This is a genomic window from Corallococcus sp. AB011P (assembly GCF_003611605.1).
GTDB lineage: Bacteria > Myxococcota > Myxococcia > Myxococcales > Myxococcaceae > Corallococcus > Corallococcus coralloides.
Map to the genome: position 1 here is coordinate 525,840 of NZ_RAVX01000004.1, position 21,815 is coordinate 547,654.

Here is a 21,815-nt window from a genome sequence, read left to right on the forward strand (position 1 = left end):
CGCGGGACTACGACGGCTTCTCGCCCGAGCAGGCTGCGGCGCGAGCGCGAAGCAGCGCCTGTTCCTTCGCGTTGCGCGTGAGCGACGCCGCCCGTTCGAACTCCGCCCGGGCCTCCTTCAGCCGCCCCAGCTTCTGGAGCAGGTCGCCGCGCACGCTCGGCAGCAGGTGGTAGTGCTTGAGCGACGGCTCGGCCACGAGCTGATCCACCAGCTCCAGCCCCACCGCGGGACCGAACGCCATCGACAGGGCGACGGCGCGGTTCAACTCCACCACCGGCGACGGCGTGAGCCGCGCGAGCACCGCGTAGAGCGCCGCGATGCGCGGCCAGTCCGTCTCCTCCGGCGTGCGCGCCCGAGCGTGGCAGGCGGCGAGGGAGGCCTGCACCGTGTAGGGCCCCGCCGGCCCGGCCTTCTCCGAGCGCTCCAGCGCCGCGAGCCCGCGGCGGATGAGGAGCTGATCCCACTGCGCGCGGTTCTGCTCCAGCAGCAACACGGGCTCTCCCGAAGGCCCCACCCTCGCCCGGGACCGCGACGCTTGAATCTCCATCAGCGCCACCAGCCCGTGCACCTCCGGCTCGCCCGGCGCCAGCTCCGCGAGGATGCGCCCCATGCGCAGCGCGTCCTGACAGAGCTCCGGCCGCATCCAGCCATCGCCCGCGGTCGCGGCATAGCCCTCGTTGAAGATGAGGTAGACGACCTCCAGCACCGACGCGAGCCGCGCCGCCAGCTCCTCGCCGTGGGGGACCTCGAAGGGGACGCCCTTCTCCGCCAGCGTGCGCTTGGCCCGGACGATGCGCTGGGCCACCGTGGGCTCCGGCACCAGGAACGCGCGGGCGATTTCATCCGTCGTCAGGCCGCCCAACAGCCGCAGCGTGAGCGCCACCCGCGCCTCCGGGGACAGCACCGGGTGGCAGGACGTGAAGATGAGGCGCAACAGGTCGTCGCCGACGTCGTCGTCCAGGGCCGCGTCCAGGTCTGGCACCTCCGCCTCCTCCAGCCCGTGTCCCAGCTCCTCGTGCTTGCGCGCGAGCAGCTTGTGACGGCGCATCTCGTCGATGGCGCGGCGCTTCGCGGTGGCCATGAGCCACGCGCCCGGGTTCTCCGGCACGCCCGACACCGGCCATTTCTCCAACGCCACGACCAGCGCGTCCTGCGCCAGCTCCTCCGCCTGCCCCACGTCGCGCACCATGCGCGCAAGCCCGGCGATGAGCCGGGCGGACTCGATTCTCCACACCGCGTGCACCGCGGCCTGCGCCTTGGACATCGTCACGGCGCGAACTCAATCAAATGCACGTCGAATGAGCGCCCCGGAAATCGACACGGGGTTCGATTTCCCGCGAAGACAGCACGGCCCCGGGCCTCCCCTCGTCGGGAAGCCCGGGGCCGTCACCTCACGCCCGCGCCTCGGCCGCCAGGCCAGCGGCCGACTCCGGCACCGGCTCGTACGTCCCCAGGCGCATGCTCGCCTGGGCCCGCCCCTGCGTGCGGCCACGCAGCGCCGTCACGTAGCCGAACAGGCGCGCCATGGGCACGCGCGCGGACACGCACCGCGCCGCCCCCTTCGCCTCCATCCCCAGCACCCGTCCCCGCCGCGACGCCAGGTCGCCCAGCACGTCGCCCAGGAACTCCTCCGGCGTCACCACCTCCACCTCCATCACCGGCTCCAGCCCCTGCACCCCCACGCGCCGCGCGGCCTCCTGGAGCGCCAGGGAGCCCGCCACCATGAAGGCCTGCGGCGTGCTGTCCTTCACGTGCGTGTCCCCATCCACCAGCCGCACCTCCACGTCCACCAGCGGCACGCCCTCCCGCATGCCCTTCGCCATGGCGCCGGCCACGCCCTTTTCAATGGCGGGCACCAGCTCGCGGGGGATGGAGCCACCCTTCGTGGCGTCCACGAAGACGAGCCCCGCCCCTCGCGGCGCCGGCCCCACGTCCAGCACCACCCGCGCGTACTGTCCGGGCCCGCCGGACTGGCGGACGTGCCGGTACTCCTGGCGCACCGCGCTCCGGAGCGTGTCGCGGTACGCCACCTTTGGCTGTCCCACGCGCGCCTCCACGCCGAACTCCGTCCTCAACCGGTCCACGACCACCTCCAGGTGCAGTTCACCCATGCCGGACAGCAGCACCTGGCCACTCTCCGGGTCCACGCCCAGGCGCAGCGACGGGTCCTCCGCCGCCAGCCGTTGCAGGCCCTCCTCCAGCTTCGGCAGCTCCGCGGGGGAGCGCGCCTCCACGGCGAGCTGCACCACGGGCTCCATCACGTTCAACGCCTCCAGCACCACCGGCGCCTCCGGGTCGCACAGCGTGTCGCCCGTGCGTACGCCCTTGAGCCCCAGCGCCGCGCACAGGTCGCCCGCGTGCACCTCCGCCACCTCCTCGCGGCGGTTGGCGTGCATGAACATCAGGCGCCCCACCCGCTCCTTCCGTCCGGTGACGGGGTTGAGCAGCACGGTGCCCGCACGCAGCGTGCCCGAGTACACCCGCAGGAACACGATGCCTCCCACGGCCTTGTCGCTCATCAGCTTGAACGCCAGCGCGGTGGGCGGCCCCGAGTCCGACACGGGACGGCTGACGCGCTCGCCGGTGACGGGCGCAAAGCCCTCCACGGCGGCCATGTCCGCGGGTGACGGCAGGTAGCTGACCACCGCATCCAAGAGCATCTGCACTCCCTTCTTCTTGAAGGCCGACCCACACAGCACCGGCACCAGTGTCCGCGCGAGCGTGCCGGCGCGCAGCGCGCGCTCCAGCTCCTCCGCGGTGATGTCCTCCACCCGCCCGTCCACGAACTTCTCCATCACGCCCGCATCCAGGTCCGCGCAGACTTCGATGAGGCGCATGCGGTACGGCAGCACCGCCTCCACCAGCTCCGGAGGAATGGGCGCATCGTCGTCAAAGCCGCCGTCCTCGCCCTGGAAGCGCACGAGCCGCATGCGCACCAGGTCCACGAGCCCCTGGAAGTCCGCGCCGTCGCCCACGGGCCACTGCACGGCCACCGGGCGCACGCCCAGCCGGTCCACCATGGACTGCACGCTCAGGGCGAAGTCCGCGCCCACCTTGTCCATCTTGTTGATGAACGCGATGCGCGGCACGCCGTAGCGGTCCGCCTGACGCCACACCGTCTCCGACTGCGGCTCCACGCCCTGGCTGGCGTCGAACACCGCCACCGCGCCGTCCAGCACGCGCAGCGAGCGCTCCACCTCGATGGTGAAGTCCACGTGGCCCGGCGTGTCCAGGATGTTGATGCGGTGGGGCACGCCCGCCTCCCGCCCGTGCCGGGGCTGCCAGAAGGCCGTCGTCGCCGCGGAGGTGATGGTGATGCCGCGCTTCTTCTCCTGCTCCATCCAGTCCATCTCCGTGGAGCCCGCGTGCACCTCTCCCGTGGAGTGGATGCGGCCGGTGAAGAAGAGGACTCGCTCGGTGAGCGTCGTCTTGCCCGCGTCGATGTGGGCCATGATGCCGATGTTGCGATACCGCTCGATGCGCGTGGTGCGAGACATGGAAGACTCCCGTTCCCGTCCGGGCAGCGAGGCCCGCGGGTGTGTATTGGATTGAGACGCCGGTTGGATGAGTGGAATGGACCGGTGGCTGTCTTCAGGTGCGCACGCGCACGCAGGGCCGGAGCGGCACGTCAGGCCGCCACGGGATGGCGCGAGGACACACGAAGGCACCCCCAGGGAGGGGACGGGCGGAGACAGAGCTCACGGTGCGCGGGCAACCAGCCACGCGCGCACCGGAGGACTCCGGTCCGCCTGCTCAAATATCGAGCAGGACCTCGTGACGGGGGGCGAGGCGCACGTCCGCCGCCGGCGCGAAGGCGCTCAGGGTCGGCAGGGCATGGATGGTGACGGGCCTCATGATGGAATTGAGATAAGACAGACAGCCCTCGCTGTCAACCCGGCCACCCTGGCTCCAGGCTCCAGGCTCCATGACCCACGCGCCCTCCGAAGCCGCGTCCCCCGCCGAGACATCCTCCGCGTTGCATGCGACCAGCCCGGCCCCGGCCGCGCCTACCTCCGGGTGGAGCCTCGCGCGGCGGCTCGCGTTCCGGTTCGCCAGCGTCTACCTCCTCCTCCACGTCCTCCCCTTCCCCCTGGGGATGCTGCCGGGCACGCAACGCCTCAGCGGCGCGTACCGCGAAGCGTGGCAGGCCCTCGTCCCCTGGGTGGGCCAGCACGTCCTGCACCTGGACACCGCCATCACCGTGTTCCCCAACGGCAGCGGGGACACGACGTACAACCATGTCCAGTTGCTGTGCTTCCTCGCGCTCGCGGGCCTGGCGACCGCCGCCTGGTCCGCGAGGGCCCGGACGCCCACGCGGCATGAGACGGCGCACGCCCTGCTGCGCATCGCCCTGCGCTACTTCCTGGCCTACACGCTGGTGTCCTACGGCCTGTCGAAGGTCCTCTGGATGCAGTTCCCCTTCCCCAGCCCGGAGAAGCTGCTGCAGCCCCTTGGCGAGTCATCCCCCATGGGACTGATGTGGACCTTCATGGGCTACTCGCGGGGCTACAACCTCTTCACGGGGGGCCTGGAGGTGGTGGGCGGGGTGCTGCTGCTCTTCCGGCGCACCACGACGCTCGGCGCGGTGCTGGTGGCCGCCGTGATGACCAACGTGGTGGCGCTCAACCTGGCGTACGACGTGCCGGTGAAGCTCTATTCCTCCCACCTCCTGCTGATGTCCGTGTTCCTGCTCCTGCCGGACCTGGAGCGCATCGCCAACGTGCTGGTGCTCAACCGGCCCACCCGGCCGGTGGTGTTCCGCACGCCCTTCTCGCGCCCGTGGACGGAGCGCGGCAGCCGGGCGGTGAAGGGCCTCTTCGCGGGGTGGGTCCTCTATTCGGACGCGAGCAAGGCGCTGGAGCGGCAGGCCAGCCACGGAGAGGAAGCGCCGCGCCATCCGCTCCACGGCGTCTACGTGGTGGAGTCCTTCACCCGCGACGGACAGGCCGTGCCGATGCTCGCGGGCGACGCCACGGCATGGCGCTACGTGCTGATTGGCACCCGGGAGCGGTTGGCCCTGCGCTTCATGGACGACACGGGCAAGCGCTTCCGCATGGCGGACGCCCCGGAGCAGCGCCTCCAGCTCACCGCGAACAGCTACCCCGGGGAGAACGACCCGGAGGCGTTCACGCTGGCGTGGTCCCGCCCGGATGAGGGGCACCTCGTCGTCGAAGGCGTCTTCCGGGGCGCCTCCGTCCAGGCCCGGCTCAAGAAGGTGGAGGCCTCCACGTTCCAGTTGGTGGACCGGGGCTTCCATTGGATCCAGGAGTACCCCTTCAACCGGTAGTCCGCCGCCGGGAAATAAATCCCGAAAGAATATCCGCCGCGCGCGCCGTAGATGTGGCGGTTGGCGACAGAAGCCAACCCCTGGTTCCTCCGAGGGGGAAGTATGTCCACGTTCTACAAGAGCCTGCTGACGGCCTCCATGGGTCTCGTCGGCTTGAATGGGTGTGTCTACGGTTACATCTACGACTCCGCGTCGGGCAGCGCCGTGGAAGGCGTGACGGTCATCGTCGCCTCCGGCACCTGCAGCGGCACCGGCTGCGGCACCGGGCTCGCGACCCAGTCCACGGACTCGTCCGGCCTCTATGTCTTCGACGCCTACGGCAACCGCCACGGTGAGAACAACGTCCAGCTGATCACCGCGGCGTCCGGCGAGGAGGCGGTGCGGCTCGTCTACTCCCGCGCGGGCTTCCGGTCCGTCACCGTCTACCACCGGCCCAAGTACACGACGATGACGCAGGACGGGACCGAGTATGAGGTCTCCGCCGTGCAGCCCGTGTACCTGTGCGCGCTCAACGCCGTGGACTCCGACGGCGACGGCGTCTGTGACGCGGCCGAGGCCCGCTACGGCACCAACCCCAACAGCTCCGACACGGACGGCGACCGCATCAGCGACTTCGCGGAGCTGTTCGGCTACGGCGGCGTGGACCTGCGCTACTGGGGCGCGAATCCGCTCAAGAAGGACGTCTTCGTGGAGGTGGACTACTACGCGGACCGCAAGCCCACGCAGGGCGCGCTGGACAGCGTGACGACGGCCTTCGCCAACGCGCCGGTGTCCAACCCCAACGGCACCACGGGCATCGCGCTCCACCTGGTGCTGGACTCGCAGATCGCCGCCGCGGACGCCATCTCCAACCTGGACACCGGTTGGGTGGGCGTGGACACCATCAAGAGCAAGTACTTCAAGTCGCGCCGGGCGCCCTTCTTCCACTACGCCCTGTTCGCGAACACCTACGGCACGACGACCTCCAGCGGCCTGTCGCGCGGCATCCCCGCCCATGACCTCATCGTGACGCTGGGCGGCTGGTCCACGCCGGGCGGCACGGAGCTGCAGCAGGCAGGCACCCTCATGCACGAGCTGGGGCACAACATCGGCCTGCAGCACGGCGGCAACGACGGCGCCAACTACAAGCCCAACTACCTGAGCGTGATGAACTACGAGTACCAGACGTTCGGCCTGCGCATCGACGGCGTGGACAACGTGCTGGACTACTCGCGCGTCCGCGTCGCCTCCGTGAGTGAGACGTCCGTCAACGAGGTGTCCGCCTTCGCGCCCATCGCCCCCACCACGGAGGCGGACCTGGCCCGCATCGGCGTGCGCATCAACGGCGTGCAGCGCACGGGCACCGCGAGCGCGAACCTGGACATCAACGGCAGCGGCGCCATCCAGGCCGCGTCCTTCGCCTACAACTTCAACCGCGACTCCGACAGCGTGGACCTCTTCCCGGCGTCGCAGAATGACTGGCTGGCCCTGGTGTACGACGGCGCCGGGCAGATTGGCGACGGCTGGCTGGGCACCACCCAGGGCCTGAGCCGCCAGCAGCCCTTCTTCGTCGTCCCGGAGAAGACGGACTCCTGCCTCACGGAGCAGATGGTCCTCAAGCGGTAGTCCCCGGCCGTCCATCCTGGCAAGTCGTCCCCCGCCGGGCCCCTCTTCACGAGGGACCCGGCGGTCGTTTCTTGGCCGCGTGCCCGCGTAGACTCCGGCGCATGCCGCATGTCGCACTCGTGGGATACGGACGTTTTGGACGCGCACTGGGAACACTGCTGGAGGCGGTAGGCGTGGAGCACCGCGCCCTGGACCCGGTGGCGGACATCCCGGAGCCGCTCCGCGCGCACTCGGTGAGTGAGCTGCTGGAAGGGACGGAGCTGGTGGTGGTGGCGGTGCCGGTGCCCCAGATGCGGGACGTGCTGCGTTCGCTGCGGCCCCACCTGAAGCCGGAGCACCTGGTGCTGGACGTGGGCAGCGTGAAGGTGAAGCCCGTGGAGGCGCTGACGGAGGTGCTGGGCGCGCGGGTGCCCTGGGTGGGCACCCATCCCCTCTTCGGCCCCTTGAGCCTGGCCATGGCCGAGCGCCCCATGCGCGTCGTGCTCTGCCCCAACCCGCTGCATCCGGAAGCGGCCCCACGCGCCCGGCGCTTCTACGAGGGGCTGGGCTGCGAGGTGATTGAGCAGACGCCCGAGGGACATGACGAGGTGATGGCGCGCACGCATGCGCTCACCTTCTTCGTGGCCAAGGGGATGGTGGACTCCGGCGCGGCGGCGGACGTGCCCTTCGCGCCGGCCAGCTTCAAGGCGCTGTCGCGCACCATCGAGACCGTGCGCGCGGACGCGGGCCACCTCTTCAACGCCATCCAGCAGGAGAATCCCTTCGCCACGCAGGCGCGAGGGCAACTGCTCGCCGCGCTCCAGGACATCCACCGCGACCTGGAGGCAGCGCCCACGGTGGCGCAGGCGCCGGAGGCTTCGGGCGTCGCCGTGCCCGGGCTGGAGCCGGAAGCACCTGCGCCCCGCGAGCCGCGCGAGCACATCGATGCGCTCGACCGCGAACTGGTGGAACTGCTCGCCCGCCGCGAGGAGCTGGCCCGCCGTCAGCGGCGCGCCCAGAAGACCGGGAACGAGCCCGCGCGCACGGAGGCGCTGCTCGCCGTGCGCCGGGCGTGGGCCCGGGAGCTGGGCGTGGACGCGCAGGAGGTGGAGGCCGTCTTCCGAGTCGTGCTGGGTAGCGACCTGCGATGACGCGGCGCCAGGGCCGGAAGACCCAGGCCTGGCAGCGCGAGGCCGCGGCGGTGAAGCACATCCTCGAACAGGAAGCGCGGCTCGGAGGCACCTATGCACTGGTGGCCGGCGAGCTTCAGCACTGGACGCGCATGCCCCACGACGGCGCGCTCGTGCGGGACTTCATGCTGATGGGTGATGGACTCGCCATCCGCCTCTCCCATTACCTGAAGCGCCATGGCCGGGCGTTCTCCACGCTGGAAGAGGCGGAGTTCGTGTTGTTCGGTGGGGAGTCCAGCGGCGTGCTGGACTGAGCCTCAGAGGTACTCGTCCAGCCAGTCGAACATGCGGTGGTTGGCCACGGCCTGCGCGCCCTCCTGGCAGTGCAAGAGCCCTGTGTCCTGGGTGGTGAAGAGCATGTAGTCCTTCGGGCACTCCAGCGCGTCGAAGAGCAGCCGGGCCTGGCCCTGGGAGAACGCCTCGGCGGTGCCGTCCATCACCAGCGTGCGGCAGCGGATGCGGTGGACGATGGGCTCGTTGTTGAACCGGCGCAGCTCGAAGAGCAGGGCCGACGGCGTGCTCACGCCGTGCTTGGACATCGCGTCCTTCATGTACCAGCGGTAGAGGAATACCTGCTCCATCAGCTGGGCCATGGCCGCGTCGAAGGCCTGGGGGTTGCTGTCCAAGAGCGGCATCAGCTCCGGGAAGTACATGTTGAACTGCTCGAAGGAGGACTCGCCCCAGTTGAGGACGCCCGGGTTGGGGATGAGGATCTTGATGCGCCGCTCGAACGCGGCGGCGCGCGGCACCAGCGCTCCGCCCATGCTCCAGCCCAGGAGCGCGATGCGCCGTGAGTCCACGCCCGCGATGCACAGGGCGAAGTCCACCACCGGGCGGATGACCTGCTCCCAGTCGTGACGGAAGGGCAACCCCTGCTCGCGGATGGCCATGCCCTGGCCGGGCGCGTGCACGATGAGGCAGTGGTAGCCCCTCGCGAGCGCCGCGTCGATGACGTACTTGGACTCCTCCGGCCACGCGTCGCGGCCCTGCTGGAAGATGAGCAGCGGCGCGATGCTCCGGGCGCTCGGGGCGCGGAAGAAGTAGCCGGGCAGCGTGGTGCCCTCGTACGGGATGCGCACGGGCGTGCCCGGTATCTTCAGCAGGGGGAGCGCCTTGTTGTAGGCCTCCACCGCCTTGCGCCCGGTGGCGACCACGCTCGGGTGGCTGGGCTCGGGGTGGTGGATGAGCGCGGCGCGGTAGTAGTTGGCGGCGCGCAGGTAGGCATTGCCCGCGCTGATGGGATGACGGCGGGACAGGCTCACGTCGCCCATGGCGCGGATGCGGTCGGCGGTGCGGACCCACTCATTGGGCCAGCTCCAGTCATCCCCTGCGACGATGCGGGTCGCGGTGTCCAGCACCTCGCTGATGTCCGACTGCGCGCTGTAGGTCCCAGCCAGGAAGTGCAGGAGTTGGCTCTCCATGATGGGGTCCGCCATCGGCCCCAGCTCCCACCAGGGCCGGGGCTCCTCGGTGGACGAGGAGGACGAGGCGGTCGTGGACGGCTGTCCGGCCGCCGCGGCGGGAGCGCCCCGGAGGAGCGCGAGCCCTCCGGTCAGCCCCAGGCTGGCTTGGATGAGGGAGCGACGGTCCAGTGTGATGCCCATGGTCTCTGGCCTCCAGCGAAGTGCTGGCGGTTTGAACACCGCGGGCCTCCACTTCTGTCACTCACCGCGTGGCCACCAGCGCGAACACGCGGTGCGGCACGGCGAACGGCGTCTGGGGAAACCGCTCCGCGAGGAGCTTCGCGTGCGCGACATCGAAGCGGGCGGCCTCCTCTTCTGAGAGCACCGGGCCCACCTTGGCGCTGGCGCGCACCCGCCCCATCCAGGCCTCGTAGGAGTAGTGGACGACGGTGTCGAAGGAGAAGGACTCCAGGCCGGTGAAGCCCGCGGTGGCGACGTCCTGGAACCAGCGCGGGTAGATGCCGGCGTCGTGTCCGAATTCGACGTAGGGCGCGACCTGCGAGGGATTGAATGTATCGATGAGCGTGTGGACGACCTGCACGACATTGCCCGGCAAAGGCAGCCAGTCAAAGTGCGCGATGACCAGCCGTCCTCCCGGCGCCAGCACCCGGAAGGCCTCGCGGGCCGCGGCGGCGCGGTCGAACCAATGCCAGCACGTGCCGGCGGTGACGAGCCCGAAGGACTCCGAAGGCAGGCCGGTCCGCTCCGCCGGAGCCACGCGGAAGTCGATGGACAGCCCCTCGTCGCTCGCGAGCCGGCGGGCCGAATCCAACATGGACGCAGAGAGGTCCAACGCCGTGACGTCGCCCCCGCGATTCGCCAGTCCCCGCGCGAGCGTGCCCGTGCCCGTGCCCAGGTCGAGCACGCGCTGGCCCGGATGACAGACACCTTCACGGATGAGTTTCTCGAAGAAGGCCTCCGGGAAGCCGGCGCGGTGCCGGGCGTAGTCCTCCGACGTGCGGCCAAAGTCCACCTGCATGGCATGTCCTCCAGGGTTCGGGGCTCCACGCGTCCAGGAGGAAAGACACGTCGACAGCGGCTGCGCGCCGCGCCGACACTCCCCTTCCAGGAGGTGGGTGGAGCATGGATAGACGCCGTGGTGGACGCTCTCAATCTCGATTCGACCATCGACCTGAGCGGGAGGAAGCCCTGGTGTCGGCGAGCGAGGCCGCGGCGCTGCTCGGCGTGAAGCTCGCAACGCTCTACACCTACGTGAGCCGGGGACTGGTGCGGTGCGTGCCGGTGCAGGGAACGAAGGAGAACCGCTACGCACGCGCGGACCTGGAGCGGCTGAAGGTCCGCCACGACGCGAGGGCGGGACACGCGGCGGTGGCGGCGGGAGCGCTGCGCTGGGGCGAGCCCGTCATCGACTCCGCCGTGTCGCGCGTGGAGGCCAAGGGCCTGGCGTACCGGGGAAGCCACTCCGCGGTGGAGCTGGCCACGAAGGGGCGCGCCTTCGAGGACGTGGCGGAGCTGCTCTGGTCCGGCGTGCTGCCGAAACACCGGGACACGACGTGGCCCGCGCCGCGAGCGCCCTTCCCTCCTGCCGCGCTGGCGGCGCTCCTGCCCCAGGGCACGCCTCCCGCGAAGGTGCTGGCGACGCTGGTGTCCCTGCTGGGCGCACGGGACGCGGTGCGCTTCGCGGCGCCACCGGACCAGGAGCTCGCGCGGGCCCGGGGACTGCTGCGTCACCTGGCGGCGTGGGTGTGCGCGGCCCGGGCGCCGGAGCGCGTAGGCCCCGCCCTGAGGGAACGGACGGTGGCGGACTCGCTGGCGCACGCGTGGGACGCCCGCGCATCACACGCCCCGGCGTCGTTGAACCAGGCGCTGGTGCTCTGCGCGGACCATGAGCTGAACGTGTCGACGTTCGCCGCCCGGGTGACGGCATCCTCCGGCGCGGACCTGTACGCGTGCGTGGGCGCGGCGATGGCGGCGCTCTCCGGAGCGAAGCACGGGGGCGCGTGCGACCGCGTGGAGGCGCTGCTCACGGAGGTGGGCCGTCCGGAGCGGGCGAAGGAGGTGGTGGACACGTACGTCCACCGGGGCGAATCGGTGCCGGGCTTCGGCCACCGGCTGTATCCCCAGGGAGACCCGCGCACGCCCCCGCTCATCCAGGCCGCGCGGGCGCTGCGCCCGGATGCGCGAGCGGTGCGCGTGGGCTCCGCGCTGGTGGACGTGATGCGCGACGCGGGACATCCCGCGCCTTCGATGGAGGTGGGGCTGGTGATGCTGGCGGAGGCGCTGGGGCTGCCGAAGGGCGCCGCGGCGACGGTGTTCGCGGTGGGGCGCTCGGCGGGCTGGGTGGCCCACGTGCTGGAGCAGCGGGAGCAGGGACACCTGCTGCGCCCCAGGGCTCGCTACGTCGGCCCCTCTTCACAAGAGACGGATTGAATTCATCCGTCGGGATTCAGGGTGGGGGTGACGATGTTTGTGGACCCGATGCGATTCTTCACCCTTCGGAGCCACTGCATGAAGAAGACCGCCCTGCTGACCTGCCTGCTCGGATTGCTGGGAGCTCTCCCGGCCAGCGCCGCTGAACTCAAGGACGTGTTCGGCAAGGAGGTCCCCATCGGGCAGGGCCGTCCCACCCTGGTGCTGTATGCCAACAAGGGCACCAAGGAGGAGCTGCGCCAGCGCGCTTCCCAGTTCATCTACGACGTGCGTGAGAAGAAGCCCATCGTCGTCATCCACGTGGACCTGCGCGACGTCCCGGGCCTCTTCAAGGGTATGGCGCGCGGGGAGATCCGCAAGAGCCACAACGAGTCGCTCGCCGCCATGAAGGACCTGTACCGCCAGAAGGGCGAGGCACCGCCCGCCGAGCTGGACTCGTCGCTCTACATGGTCGCGGACTCCAAGGGTGAGCCCCACAAGTCCATGGGCCTGGAGAAGGGGTTCGACCACGTGTTCGCCCAGGTGCTCGGCACCTCCGGGCAGGAGATCGCACGCGGCGCCTTCTCGGAAGGTTCCCGGAAGCTCAGCCAGGCGATGAGCGCCGCGCCCGCCGTGGCGTCCCGCAAGCCCTGAGTTCACGGGGTGTCCTGCCCACGCTCCTGCCCCGCGCGTGGGTGGACGGCAGGGGATGAACGGATTTACCTTGCTGGCAAGCTAGTCACTGCTCACATGGAAACCATGTTGATGCATGGGATTCAAACGGTGGGCGGTGACAGCGCGTCAGGTTCATTTCCCCCGAGACACCCCACATGTTCAAGCTCAAGACGTGCAGCCTCGCCGTGGTGGCCCTTGCGTTCAGCGCCTGTGGCCCCGCGCCGGAAACAACGGAGCCGGCCCCCTCTGGCGGCGACATCGCGCAGGTCCAGTCCCAGGTGACCAAGGCCATCCCGGGCACGACGTGCGTGGTCGAAGCGACGAAGCCCTACACGTATGACGTGGGTGGCCCCATCAGCGCCCAGGCGTCTGCCTGGGATTGCGACCAGGACTACCCCATCATCTACATCTGCTCCACCGTGGAGCAGAAGTCGGTGAGCAGCACGGGCACGGTCACCTGGACGGCCATCCCGGGCAGCCGCAGCTGCTGGCCGGAGACGAACACGGACTTCGGTGGCCAGACGGCGAACCCCACGCCCTACGCGGCGGGCGTCTACCGTCAGCGTTCGCAGGCGGCCATCAAGCTGAACGCCACCACGTGGACCCCGGCGCAGCCGTCCACCTGCGCCACGCTCTCCAGCGACATCCCCTGCAAGTTCACCGAGGTGGTGTCCGGCAACGTCACGCTGTGACGCATGATGTCGTGATGTGAAACACCACGGACCCCAGGTGCGGACCAGGGCAGGCGTTGGCTAGTCTGACGCCCGCCCGTTCCACCTGGAGTCCTTCATGCACATCGAGTCCTCGCGCAGCGCCCGTTCCCCGAAGGCCGTGACGTTCCTCCGCATCCCCGTGCTGCTCGCCGTGGGCATGATGACGATGGGCAGCGGCATGGGGAACCCGGGCTGTAGCAGCGGCGTTCCTGAATGTGAGGAGGGATGCGCCATCGCGGGCACCTACACGCTCCAGTTCGCGGACTCATCGCCTCCGGGCGAGGGATGCGAGGCATTGGGGTTCGGCCTGCCACAAGGACCGCTCGTGCTGACCCTGTCCGACAGCTACGTCACGGCGAAGTTCGGCGATGAGACGCTGTCGGCCTACTACGAGGGTGAGCCCGCACGGCGGCTCTACTTCTCCACCGCGCAGTACCTCACCGAAAAGAGCGTCAGGCGCACCGTCCGGATCGATTCGACGGTGGCCGCGCCCTCGCCCCGGTCGGCCACCGACAGGTCCGTCATTGAGGGGACGTATGATCTGGAGCTCCTCTCCTCCGAGGACAACAGCGTGAAGTGCCACATCAAGCGGAGCTTCACCGCGACGCGGTAGGGGGTCCTCCGGGTAGGGCACCGGGCCCTACTCCGGGTACGGTAGGTTCGGGGCCATGCGTACCCCCCTCATGGCCTCACTGTTGTTCCTGATGATGTCCGCGCCAGCCCGGGCCGCCGTACCGGCTGGTTTCGTGGAAACGAGCTATTCGTCCACCAGCCTGACACCCGCCACCGGCATGGCGTGGGCGCCGGATGGTTCAGGGCGCCTGTTCGTCACGCTGAAGAACGGCGTCGTGCGGACGGTGGCCATGAAGGACGGCGTGCTGGAGACGCAGCCCGGCACCTCCACGCTGGTGACGCGCACGTTCGCCACGGAGCCCGCGGTCCACACCAACAGCGAGTGTGGCCTCATCGGCATCGCGTTCGACCCGAACTACGTGGTCAACCGGTACGTCTACTTCTTCGTCACCGTCTCCGCCTCCGAGCAGCGCATCGTCCGCTACACGGACTCCAACGGCACGGGCATCGCGCGCACGGAGGTCGTCACGCGGCTGCCCACGGCGGGCAACAACCACGACGGCGGCGGGCTGGGCTTCGGGCCGGACGGGAAGCTGTATTGGGCCATTGGCGACCTGGGCAACGGCACTGGCGTGGACGCGGACCTGACGTCGCTGGCGGCCAAGGTGGGCCGCGCCAACCTGGACGGCACGCCCGCCAATGACAACCCGTTCAACGACGGCGTGGGCCCCAACAACGAATACATCTGGGCGCGCGGCCTGCGAAACCCGTTCACCTTCACGTTCCAGCCCACCACCGGACTCCTGTGGGTCAACGACGTGGGAGACGGCTACGAGCAGGTCCTCGTCGTGACCCGGCGCAGCCACGCCGGCTACAACGACTACGAGAACAACCAGCCCGTCGGGAACGACTCCATCACCCCCGTCATCAAGTACCGCACCAACTCGGTTGACTCACGCAACCTCACCGCCACGGGCGCGGTGCGCAGCGGGGGCATCACCACGTTCACCACCGCCACGCCGCACGGCTTCCGCAAGGGGGAGAAGCTCACGCTCGAAGGCGTGGGGGTCGCGAGCTTCAACGGCGAGTTCTACGTCGCCAGCGCCAACAACGCGCCCACCACCACCACTTTCACCGTGGCCCAGCCGGGCCTGCCGGACGCGACCAGCGGCGGGGGCAACGCGACGACGCAGGCGCTGGGCGGCTCCATCACCGGCGGCGTCTTCTACGACGCCACCCTCTTCCCGGCGGAGTACCGCGGCAACTACTTCTTCGGCGACTTCAACAGCGCCCAGGTGACGCGCGCCACGCTGGCGGCGGACAACTCGGTGGCGACGGTGGACGAGTGGGGGACGGGCTTCTCCGCCAACGTGGACATGAGCGTGGGGCCGGATGGCGCGCTCTACGCGCTGGGGTACACCAACGGCGTGGTGCGCCGGGTGATGCCCACGGCCACCGGCCAGAAGCTGGTCGTGTCCGGGCTCAACCTGCGCCTGATGGAGGGCGGGCGCGCGGCCTTCACCGTGCGGCTGGCCCAGGCGCCCACCGCGCCCGTGACGGTGAGCGTGGCGCGAGCCATGGGCGGCTCCGAGGACCTGCGCCTGACGGGCGGTGGCACCCTCACCTTCTCCCCCGCGAACTGGAGCGCGCCGCAGGTCGTGGTGCTTGAGGCGGTGGAGGACGCGGACGCGGATGCGGACGTCGCCACCTTCACGGTGGCCTCGGAGGGCCTGACGACCGAGTCGGTAGTGGCCACCACCATCGACACCAACTCGGCCCGGCTGGTGCTGTCCACCACCCGGCTCTCCGTGCCCGAGGGAGGCACCGCCACCTTCGACGTGTCCCTGTCCCTGAGGCCCTCGTCGAACGTCACCGTCACCGTGGCGGCCACGCAGGGGGATCCGGACCTCACCGTGACCTCCGCGTCCACGCTCACGTTCACGGCGTCCAACTGGAACACGCCTCAGACCGTCACGCTCCGGGCGGCGCAGGACGCGGACAACGTGGACGGCACGGCCACCATCACGCTCGCCATGCCCGGCCTGGACGCGCGCACGCTGGAGGCCGTGGAGGTGGATGACGAACCGCTCCAGCCCACCATCACCTCCACGCCCGTCACCACCGCCGTGGCGGGGAGCGCCTACCGCTACGACGTGGAGGCGGTGGGCCGGCCGCAGCCCACGTATTCGCTGGAGGGCACGGTGCCGCAGGGTATGAGCATCGACGCGGCCACCGGCCTCATCACCTGGACGCCGTCGGCGGCGGGCACCGTGGACGTGCGCGTGCGGGCGGCCAACGGCGTGTCGCCGGACGCGGAGCAGGCCTTCACCCTCACCACGAAGGCGGATGAGCCGCCTCGCGCCATCCTCATCCGCCCCACCCAGGGCGAGCGCGTGTCCGGCGCCACGGCGGAGTTCTTCGGCGAGTGCGAGGACGACGTGGGCTGCACCGGCGCCGGGTTCTACGTGGACGGCACGCAGGTCTACACGGACGTCAATCCGGACAACCGCTTCTACTTCGGTGGCGCGCCTGCCCTCTGGGACACCACGGGCCTTTCGCCGGGCCCGCACACCGTGCGCTTCGTGGTGGTGGACACGCAGGGCGCGACCGCCGAGGCCACGGTGACGGTCTGTGTCGGGGACGGAAGCTGCGAGGCGGGTGAGCCGGATGCCGGCACGGGGACCCCGGACGCGGGCACGAACAATCCCCTGCCCCAGGACGACTCCGGCTGCGGCTGCGGCGCGGCCCCGGTGGCGCCGCTCGCGTGGCTGGCGCTCGTCGCGCTGGCCACCCGTCGCAAGCGGTCACGCGCGAGCTGATGCCCTGCTGAAATAGCAACGGGAGGGCGCCCGTGCGGATGCCCTCCCGTTCTTTTTTCGCGTCAGCGCCGCATGAAGGCACGTGCGCGTGTCCGGAAGCGGGACGCGGATTCCCAGCGCCGGTCAGTTCCTCCGCCCTGTCGCCTGGGCGTGGCTGTCCGGGCTCCCTGGCATGCGCCATGCTCAACGGCGTCCGCCATGGCTCTCCTCCTCCAAGACCTCCTGCTCGCGCTGCGGCGACTGCGTCGCAGCCCCACCTTCACCCTTGTGGCGGTGGCCACGCTGGCGCTGGGCATTGGCGCCAACGTCGCCATCTTCAGCGTGGTGCACGCGGTGCTGCTGCGGCCGTTGCCCCTGCGTGACGATGCGCGGCTCGTGCGGCTGTTCAGCGTGGGCCGGCAGGGGCCGGGGCCCACGTCGCCGCCGGACCTGTTGGATTTGCGCGAACAGACGCGGGCCTTCGAGGGGCTCGCCGGTGTAGCGCCCGCGATGGTGACGCTCGGGGCGGACCGGACGGAGGCCTCGCCGATGAAGGTGCAGACCGCGATGGTGACGGCCGGGTTCTTCCAGGTGTTGGGGCCCCGCGTGCAGTTGGGCCGCGCGCTCCAGGCCGGGGATGACGCGCCGGGGGCGCCCCAGGTCGCGGTGCTGTCGCATGCGCTCTGGCAGCGCCGCTTCGGCGGCAGCCCCGACGTGCTGGGGCACACGGTGAGCCTGGGCGGCCCGCTGCCCTGGACGGTGGTGGGCGTGATGGCGCCGGACTTCGACTTCCCGTCGCGCGCGGAGCTGTGGACGCCGCTCACCCAGGACGAGTCCATGACGAAGCCGGAGGCGCGCGGCGCGCACTGGCTGGAGGTGTATGGGCGGCTGGGGCCCGGCGTGAGCCTGGAGCAGGCGAGGGCCGACGCGGCGGCGGTCGCGCGGAGCCTGGCGGCGCGGTATCCGGCGACGAACGCGGACATGGGCGCGAGCGTGGAGCCCTTGCGCGACGTGCTGCTGGGCCAGGTGCGTCCCTCGTTGTTGTTGCTGCTGGGCGCGGTGGGGCTGGTGCTGCTCATCGCGTGCGCCAACCTCATGCACCTGCTGCTGGCGCGGGCCGCGTCGCGCGAGGCGGAGACGTCCGTGCGGCTCGCGTTGGGCGCCAGCCGGGGGCGCATCGCGCGGGAGCTGCTGATGGAGAGCGCGCTCCTGTCGGTGCTGGGTGGAGGGGCCGGGCTGCTCGCGGCGATGTGGGCGCTGGATGCGCTGGCGGCGTTCGGGCCCAGGGACATCCCGCGCATCGACGAGGTGTCGCTCGATGGCACCGTGCTGGCGTTCACCGCGGGCCTGTCGGTGTTCACCACGCTGCTCTTCGGGCTGGTGCCGGCGTGGCAGACGTCGCGGGTGGAGCTGGCGCGCGTGCTGCGGACCGCGGGCGAGGGCGCGGGCGGCGCCGCGCACCACCACCGCACCCGCGCGGCGCTCATCGTGGCGGAGACGGCGCTGGCGGTGCTGCTGCTGGTGAGCGCGGGGCTGCTGCTGCGCAGCTTCGTGCACCTGCGGCGGGTCGACCCGGGCTTCCAGCCGGAGGGCGTGTTGACGGTGAAGCTGAGCCTTCCACCCATCCACTACGCGATGGGCAGCGCGGCGCCCGCGGCCTTCTACGACGGGCTGCTCGAGCGGCTGCGGGGCCTGCCCGGAGTGACCGTGGCGGGCGCGGTGAATGCAGTTCCCATGGAAGGGAAGCGGTGGACGCTCGCGGTGCGAGACCCCCAGCGGCCGGTGGCTCCGGGCACGGAGCCCTGGCAGGCCAGCATGCGCATCGTCACGCCGGGCGCGTTGGAGGCGCTGCGGGTGCCCGTGCTGCGCGGCCGGGGGCTGCTGCCAGAGGACCGGGGCGCGGGTGGGCGCGCGGTGTTGATCAACGCGGAGGCGGCGCGCCGCTTCTGGCCGGGAGAGGACCCGCTGGGCCGCACGCTGGACATGGACATGGACCTGGGCAACGGCGCGTTCGGAGGCCGGGTGGTGGGGGTGGTGGCGAACCTGGCCACGGAGGGGCTGGCCGCGCCGGCCGCGCCGGAGGTGTACGTGCCCTTTGAGCAGGCACGGACCACGGACATGACGCTGGTGCTGCGCACGACAGGAGAGCCGCTCGCGCTGGCCGGGGCGGTGCGGGCGGAGGTCCGGGGGCTGGACGCGAACCTCGCGCTGGGCAGCGTGCGGACACTGGCGTCGGTGGTGGATGGAACGGTGGCGCCACTGCGCTTCTATCTCCTGCTGGCGAGCCTCTTCGCGGGGGTGGCGCTGGTGCTGGCGGCGGTGGGGCTCTACGGGGTGGTGGCCTACGCGGTGGTGCAGCGCACGCGCGAGCTTGGCATCCGCATGGCATTGGGCGCGAGGGCGGGCCAGCTGATGGGCATGGTGTTGAGCCACTACCTGCGGCTCACGGCGGTGGGGTTGGTGTTGGGGCTGGGGCTCGCATGGGGTGCCAGCCGCGCGCTGTCGCACCTGCTCAACGGCGTGCGCCCCACGGATCCACTCACGTATGGGTTGGTGGTGGCGGTGCTCGGCGCGGTGGCGTTCCTCGCGGCGCTGTTGCCAGCAAGGAGGGCCGCGCACGTGCCCCCCGCGGTCGTGCTCCGGGCGGACTGAGCCCCTATCCCAGCCCGCCGTATTGGACACATGGTGCCGGTAGGCCTTGGAACTGCTCAGTGCGAGTACTCGAACTCGGGGTGCTGTTGCTTGAAGCGCTCGTACTCGGCCCATTCCTCCCGGCCCGCCACGATGTACAGCCCCGTGGGGGAGATGCCTTTCTTCCAGCGAATCACGTCCACCGGGGACAGCTTGTAGCGGTGCTGCGGGTGGTCCCGGACGAAAAGCTGATACGCCTGCCAGAACGATGCGGGGCCTCCTTCCTCCCCGGAGTCCGCCATCAGGTACAGGACGTCCAGCACGCCGAGCACCCCTCCGGTCTTGGGCACGTAGCCGTGGACGTTTCGCAGGTGGCTGCTCCAGCCCAGGGAGCCTCGCGTCGCGGGCCGCGGCACATACGCGGAGCGGTTCTTCACAGGCTCGGCCTCCGCCTGGGCGAAGTCCTTGAGGAGCGTGGCGAACATCTCCTGGACCTCGCGGCTGGTGGCGATCCGGTGGGCCTCCTCCGTGGGAAGGGAGCGCTCGCGGAGCCATTGCTCGAAGAAGCCCTGGAGGGCCTCGGGAGTCCTTTGCTCCGCCGGGAGCAGCCGATGGAGCACATGCCCCAACACCCTCACGGGCACGCCGCGCAAGGCCAGGGTGCCCTGGAGGGGCGGCAGGGGGTAGGTGTTGATGCACTGGAAGTAGACGCCGCGCCATTCCGGGTCGGTGAGCACCGGCTGGGCCGTCTGTTCGAGGAGCCCGCGCAGGGCCTTGCTGTAGGGCAACCGGCTCGCGCCGAACTCCTTGCGGAGGACCTTCTGATATTCGCGGGCGCGCGCTTCCCAGGTCCGCACATCCTCCGAGGTCTTGTAGCTGTCGGTCCCGACCTTGATGCCCCGCTCGATGGTCGCCCAGAGCTCGGCCTCCGCCTTCTCCCCCGTGAACCCCAGGGAGGTGGCCAGCTTCCCTCGCTGCGTCTCCGTCAGTGCGTTCACCGTGGCGGCGATCACCGACCACAACTCGGTGTTCTTCGAGGTCATGGCCAGCAGCCGCCCCCGGCGCGTGCGGCCGGGCGCATGGCTGAAGCGCTTGGCGAGCTTGGGGTTGAGCGCCTCGCGGTCGAACTCATCGACGGCCTGCTGGAAGAGGCGCGGGTTGTGCTTCTCGAAGAACACCTGGACTTTGTCGCCGTCGTAGTCGCCGCCGAGCCACGACTGGATGTCATACGGCACGCCGATGGCCTCCCCCGCCTCGAACCAGTCCACCGCCACCAGGCTGCTGTCTTCGAGCAGGAAGTCCTCCTGGAGCGCATGGGCCTCGTCGCGTTTCTTCTCGGTGGTCCAGCGCTCGTCGAGCTTGCGATCCTTGGCGCAGACGATGACGCTGCGGCTCTCCCACTCGGCGGGCCACCACGCCTCGGGGATGATGCCCAGCATGCCCTTGAAGAACGTCAGGTGGCCCCGGTCGAAGCCCGTCCACGTGTACTGGAGGCACTCCATCTGGGCGAGAAAGTCCGAGGCGGGCCCCACGGTCTCGACGTCATCCCAGTGGACCGGATGGCAGTTCGGCTTGTCCGCCGGTGAGCGCGAGAGGATGAGCCCGCCCTGGGCCGCGGGCTCGAAGCGCTCCTGGCCGGAGGGAAACACCACGCACCGCCCGGGGGTGGGCATCGCCACGCCGAGCTGCATCGTGGGACGGCCTGTCGTGAGGGCGCTGTATCGCACCTTGCTCGACAGGGAAGATGACAGGTGGCGCTTCGCGGAGGAGGTCAGCTCGGAGACCACCTCGGGCCGCTCGTCCTTGAACCACTGGAGCATCTGGTAGTTCGCGTTGCCGCCCGGCTTGTGGCGCCGCTTGCGCTGGGAGAGCTGGCGCGCCATGTCCTGCGCGACCGAGCCCCGGACATAGCCCCAACCGTCATGGACCATGAGGGACAGCTTCCGGCCGCTGATGCGATGGGTCAGCTCGATGACGGGCGGGTGCTCGTCCGAGAGGGGATAGGCGCGGCCCCGGATGTTGCCCCGGACCCCCGTGAGGTGCCGGGCGAAGAGTGCCCGCGACGCGTAGTAGACGGACTCCTCGAAGCCCAGCAGGTCCGAGAAGAATTGTCTCGCCGCGTCTGGGATGCCGATGAGCGTGCGGCGATCATGGTCATCCGGCTTGAACAGGGAGCCGGACATGAGGTCCACCCGGAAGCGCTGGCCGTCGAGCTCCACCCCGTTCTTCAGCACGGCGTTCACGCACGCGGCGGGAACCTTCACCAGGATGAAGTCGTGGGCGTCCCGGGTGACGGAGCGGAAGATGACGTTGTTCCAGACCTCCTGCTTCACTTTCTGGGGGGCTACGCGGATGGGGCGTTTGGCGCCGAGACACTGGCCAAGGTCCAGGGTGACCGTGCGGACCGTGTAGGGATTGGCCCGGGGGTCGAGCACGTCGTACCGGATGGGGACGTAGCGCACCACGCGCTTACCGGAGCCTCTTGGCATTGTTCCTCCCAGAGCAGGTCCGCGCAGCTTAGTCTCAATCCC

Annotated in this window: 15 protein-coding genes; 10 read left to right on the top strand and 5 right to left on the bottom strand. The window is 70.4% G+C overall.

Annotated features, from left to right (window positions below; translation table 11 throughout):
* Window positions 1-7: 7 nt before the first annotated feature.
* Together D7X30_RS15315 and fusA are read right to left on the bottom strand one after the other, a co-directional pair.
* Complete coding sequence (locus D7X30_RS15315; RefSeq protein ID WP_120563642.1) at window positions 8-1,264, bottom strand: RNA polymerase sigma factor; 1,257 nt, start codon at window positions 1,262-1,264, stop codon at window positions 8-10.
* A 127-nt stretch (window positions 1,265-1,391) separates the two neighbouring features.
* A complete protein-coding gene (gene fusA / locus D7X30_RS15320; RefSeq protein ID WP_120563643.1) occupies window positions 1,392-3,497 on the bottom strand; it encodes an elongation factor G in 2,106 nt (701 codons plus the stop codon).
* Window positions 3,498-3,925: 428 nt separating this feature from the next.
* Between fusA and D7X30_RS15325 the strand changes: the two genes are divergently transcribed.
* The 4 genes from D7X30_RS15325 (at window position 3,926) to D7X30_RS15340 (ending at window position 8,315) form a co-directional block, all read left to right on the top strand.
* The gene (locus D7X30_RS15325; RefSeq protein ID WP_120563644.1) at window positions 3,926-5,287 is read left to right on the top strand and encodes a DoxX family protein; all 1,362 of its coding nucleotides are present in this window, start codon (window positions 3,926-3,928) and stop codon (window positions 5,285-5,287) included.
* A 102-nt stretch (window positions 5,288-5,389) separates the two neighbouring features.
* The gene (locus D7X30_RS15330; RefSeq protein ID WP_120563645.1) at window positions 5,390-6,892 is read left to right on the top strand and encodes a hypothetical protein; all 1,503 of its coding nucleotides are present in this window, start codon (window positions 5,390-5,392) and stop codon (window positions 6,890-6,892) included.
* A 101-nt stretch (window positions 6,893-6,993) separates the two neighbouring features.
* Window positions 6,994-8,022, top strand: a complete 1,029-nt coding sequence (locus tag D7X30_RS15335) for a prephenate dehydrogenase/arogenate dehydrogenase family protein (protein ID WP_120563646.1) — start codon at window positions 6,994-6,996, stop codon at window positions 8,020-8,022.
* Window positions 8,019-8,315 carry a hypothetical protein gene (locus D7X30_RS15340; RefSeq protein ID WP_120563647.1) on the top strand — a complete coding sequence of 99 codons (297 nt, stop codon included), beginning with the start codon at window positions 8,019-8,021 and terminating at the stop codon, window positions 8,313-8,315. Before D7X30_RS15335 ends, D7X30_RS15340 begins: the two co-directional genes overlap by 4 nt.
* A gap of 3 nt (window positions 8,316-8,318) precedes the next feature.
* On the opposite strand, the gene D7X30_RS15345 is transcribed toward D7X30_RS15340, so the two are convergent.
* Both D7X30_RS15345 and D7X30_RS15350 read right to left on the bottom strand, forming a co-directional pair.
* Window positions 8,319-9,665 carry a S9 family peptidase gene (locus D7X30_RS15345; RefSeq protein WP_120563648.1) on the bottom strand — a complete coding sequence of 449 codons (1,347 nt, stop codon included), beginning with the start codon at window positions 9,663-9,665 and terminating at the stop codon, window positions 8,319-8,321.
* A 61-nt stretch (window positions 9,666-9,726) separates the two neighbouring features.
* Entirely contained in the window at window positions 9,727-10,503 is a 777-nt protein-coding gene (locus D7X30_RS15350; RefSeq protein ID WP_120563649.1) for a class I SAM-dependent methyltransferase, read from the bottom strand.
* Between the two features lie 173 nt (window positions 10,504-10,676).
* Here D7X30_RS15350 and D7X30_RS15355 point away from each other — a divergent pair, with 173 nt between their 5' ends.
* The 6 genes from D7X30_RS15355 to D7X30_RS15380 all read left to right on the top strand — a co-directional run bounded on the left by D7X30_RS15355 (window position 10,677) and on the right by D7X30_RS15380 (window position 19,305).
* On the top strand, window positions 10,677-11,915 hold the full coding sequence (locus D7X30_RS15355) for a citrate/2-methylcitrate synthase (protein ID WP_233591572.1): 1,239 nt from the start codon (window positions 10,677-10,679) through the stop codon (window positions 11,913-11,915).
* Between the two features lie 78 nt (window positions 11,916-11,993).
* Window positions 11,994-12,548 (top strand): hypothetical protein, encoded by a 555-nt coding sequence (locus tag D7X30_RS15360; RefSeq protein WP_120563768.1) that lies wholly within the window; start codon window positions 11,994-11,996, stop codon window positions 12,546-12,548.
* Between the two features lie 176 nt (window positions 12,549-12,724).
* Complete coding sequence (locus D7X30_RS15365; protein WP_120563651.1) at window positions 12,725-13,261, top strand: hypothetical protein; 537 nt, start codon at window positions 12,725-12,727, stop codon at window positions 13,259-13,261.
* 97 nt (window positions 13,262-13,358) lie between these two features.
* Window positions 13,359-13,895, top strand: coding sequence for a hypothetical protein (locus D7X30_RS15370; protein WP_120563652.1), 537 nt, complete (start codon window positions 13,359-13,361; stop codon window positions 13,893-13,895).
* 55 nt (window positions 13,896-13,950) lie between these two features.
* A complete protein-coding gene (locus tag D7X30_RS15375) occupies window positions 13,951-16,674 on the top strand; it encodes a PQQ-dependent sugar dehydrogenase (protein ID WP_120563653.1) in 2,724 nt (907 codons plus the stop codon).
* A gap of 198 nt (window positions 16,675-16,872) precedes the next feature.
* Complete coding sequence (locus D7X30_RS15380) at window positions 16,873-19,305, top strand: ABC transporter permease (RefSeq protein ID WP_120563654.1); 2,433 nt, start codon at window positions 16,873-16,875, stop codon at window positions 19,303-19,305.
* Between the two features lie 56 nt (window positions 19,306-19,361).
* Here the strand turns inward: D7X30_RS15380 and D7X30_RS15385 are convergent, their stop codons facing one another.
* On the bottom strand, window positions 19,362-21,773 hold the full coding sequence (locus D7X30_RS15385; RefSeq protein ID WP_147443199.1) for a hypothetical protein: 2,412 nt from the start codon (window positions 21,771-21,773) through the stop codon (window positions 19,362-19,364).
* Window positions 21,774-21,815: the final 42 nt, after the last annotated feature.

Excerpts from the sequence above, each read along its gene's own strand:
- D7X30_RS15340 (WP_120563647.1), top strand. The coding sequence starts at position 8,019 with ATGACGCGGCGCCAGGGCCGGAAGACCCAGGCCTGGCAGCGCGAGGCC.
- D7X30_RS15385 (WP_147443199.1), bottom strand. The coding sequence starts at position 21,773 with ATGCCAAGAGGCTCCGGTAAGCGCGTGGTGCGCTACGTCCCCATCCGG.
- D7X30_RS15315 (WP_120563642.1), bottom strand. The coding sequence starts at position 1,264 with ATGTCCAAGGCGCAGGCCGCGGTGCACGCGGTGTGGAGAATCGAGTCC.
- D7X30_RS15380 (WP_120563654.1), top strand. The coding sequence starts at position 16,873 with ATGGCTCTCCTCCTCCAAGACCTCCTGCTCGCGCTGCGGCGACTGCGT.
- fusA (WP_120563643.1), bottom strand. The coding sequence starts at position 3,497 with ATGTCTCGCACCACGCGCATCGAGCGGTATCGCAACATCGGCATCATG.
- D7X30_RS15370 (WP_120563652.1), top strand. The coding sequence starts at position 13,359 with ATGCACATCGAGTCCTCGCGCAGCGCCCGTTCCCCGAAGGCCGTGACG.
- D7X30_RS15365 (WP_120563651.1), top strand. The coding sequence starts at position 12,725 with ATGTTCAAGCTCAAGACGTGCAGCCTCGCCGTGGTGGCCCTTGCGTTC.
- D7X30_RS15325 (WP_120563644.1), top strand. The coding sequence starts at position 3,926 with ATGACCCACGCGCCCTCCGAAGCCGCGTCCCCCGCCGAGACATCCTCC.
- D7X30_RS15345 (WP_120563648.1), bottom strand. The coding sequence starts at position 9,665 with ATGGGCATCACACTGGACCGTCGCTCCCTCATCCAAGCCAGCCTGGGG.
- D7X30_RS15375 (WP_120563653.1), top strand. The coding sequence starts at position 13,951 with ATGCGTACCCCCCTCATGGCCTCACTGTTGTTCCTGATGATGTCCGCG.
- D7X30_RS15330 (WP_120563645.1), top strand. The coding sequence starts at position 5,390 with ATGTCCACGTTCTACAAGAGCCTGCTGACGGCCTCCATGGGTCTCGTC.
- D7X30_RS15335 (WP_120563646.1), top strand. The coding sequence starts at position 6,994 with ATGCCGCATGTCGCACTCGTGGGATACGGACGTTTTGGACGCGCACTG.
- D7X30_RS15350 (WP_120563649.1), bottom strand. The coding sequence starts at position 10,503 with ATGCAGGTGGACTTTGGCCGCACGTCGGAGGACTACGCCCGGCACCGC.
- D7X30_RS15360 (WP_120563768.1), top strand. The coding sequence starts at position 11,994 with ATGAAGAAGACCGCCCTGCTGACCTGCCTGCTCGGATTGCTGGGAGCT.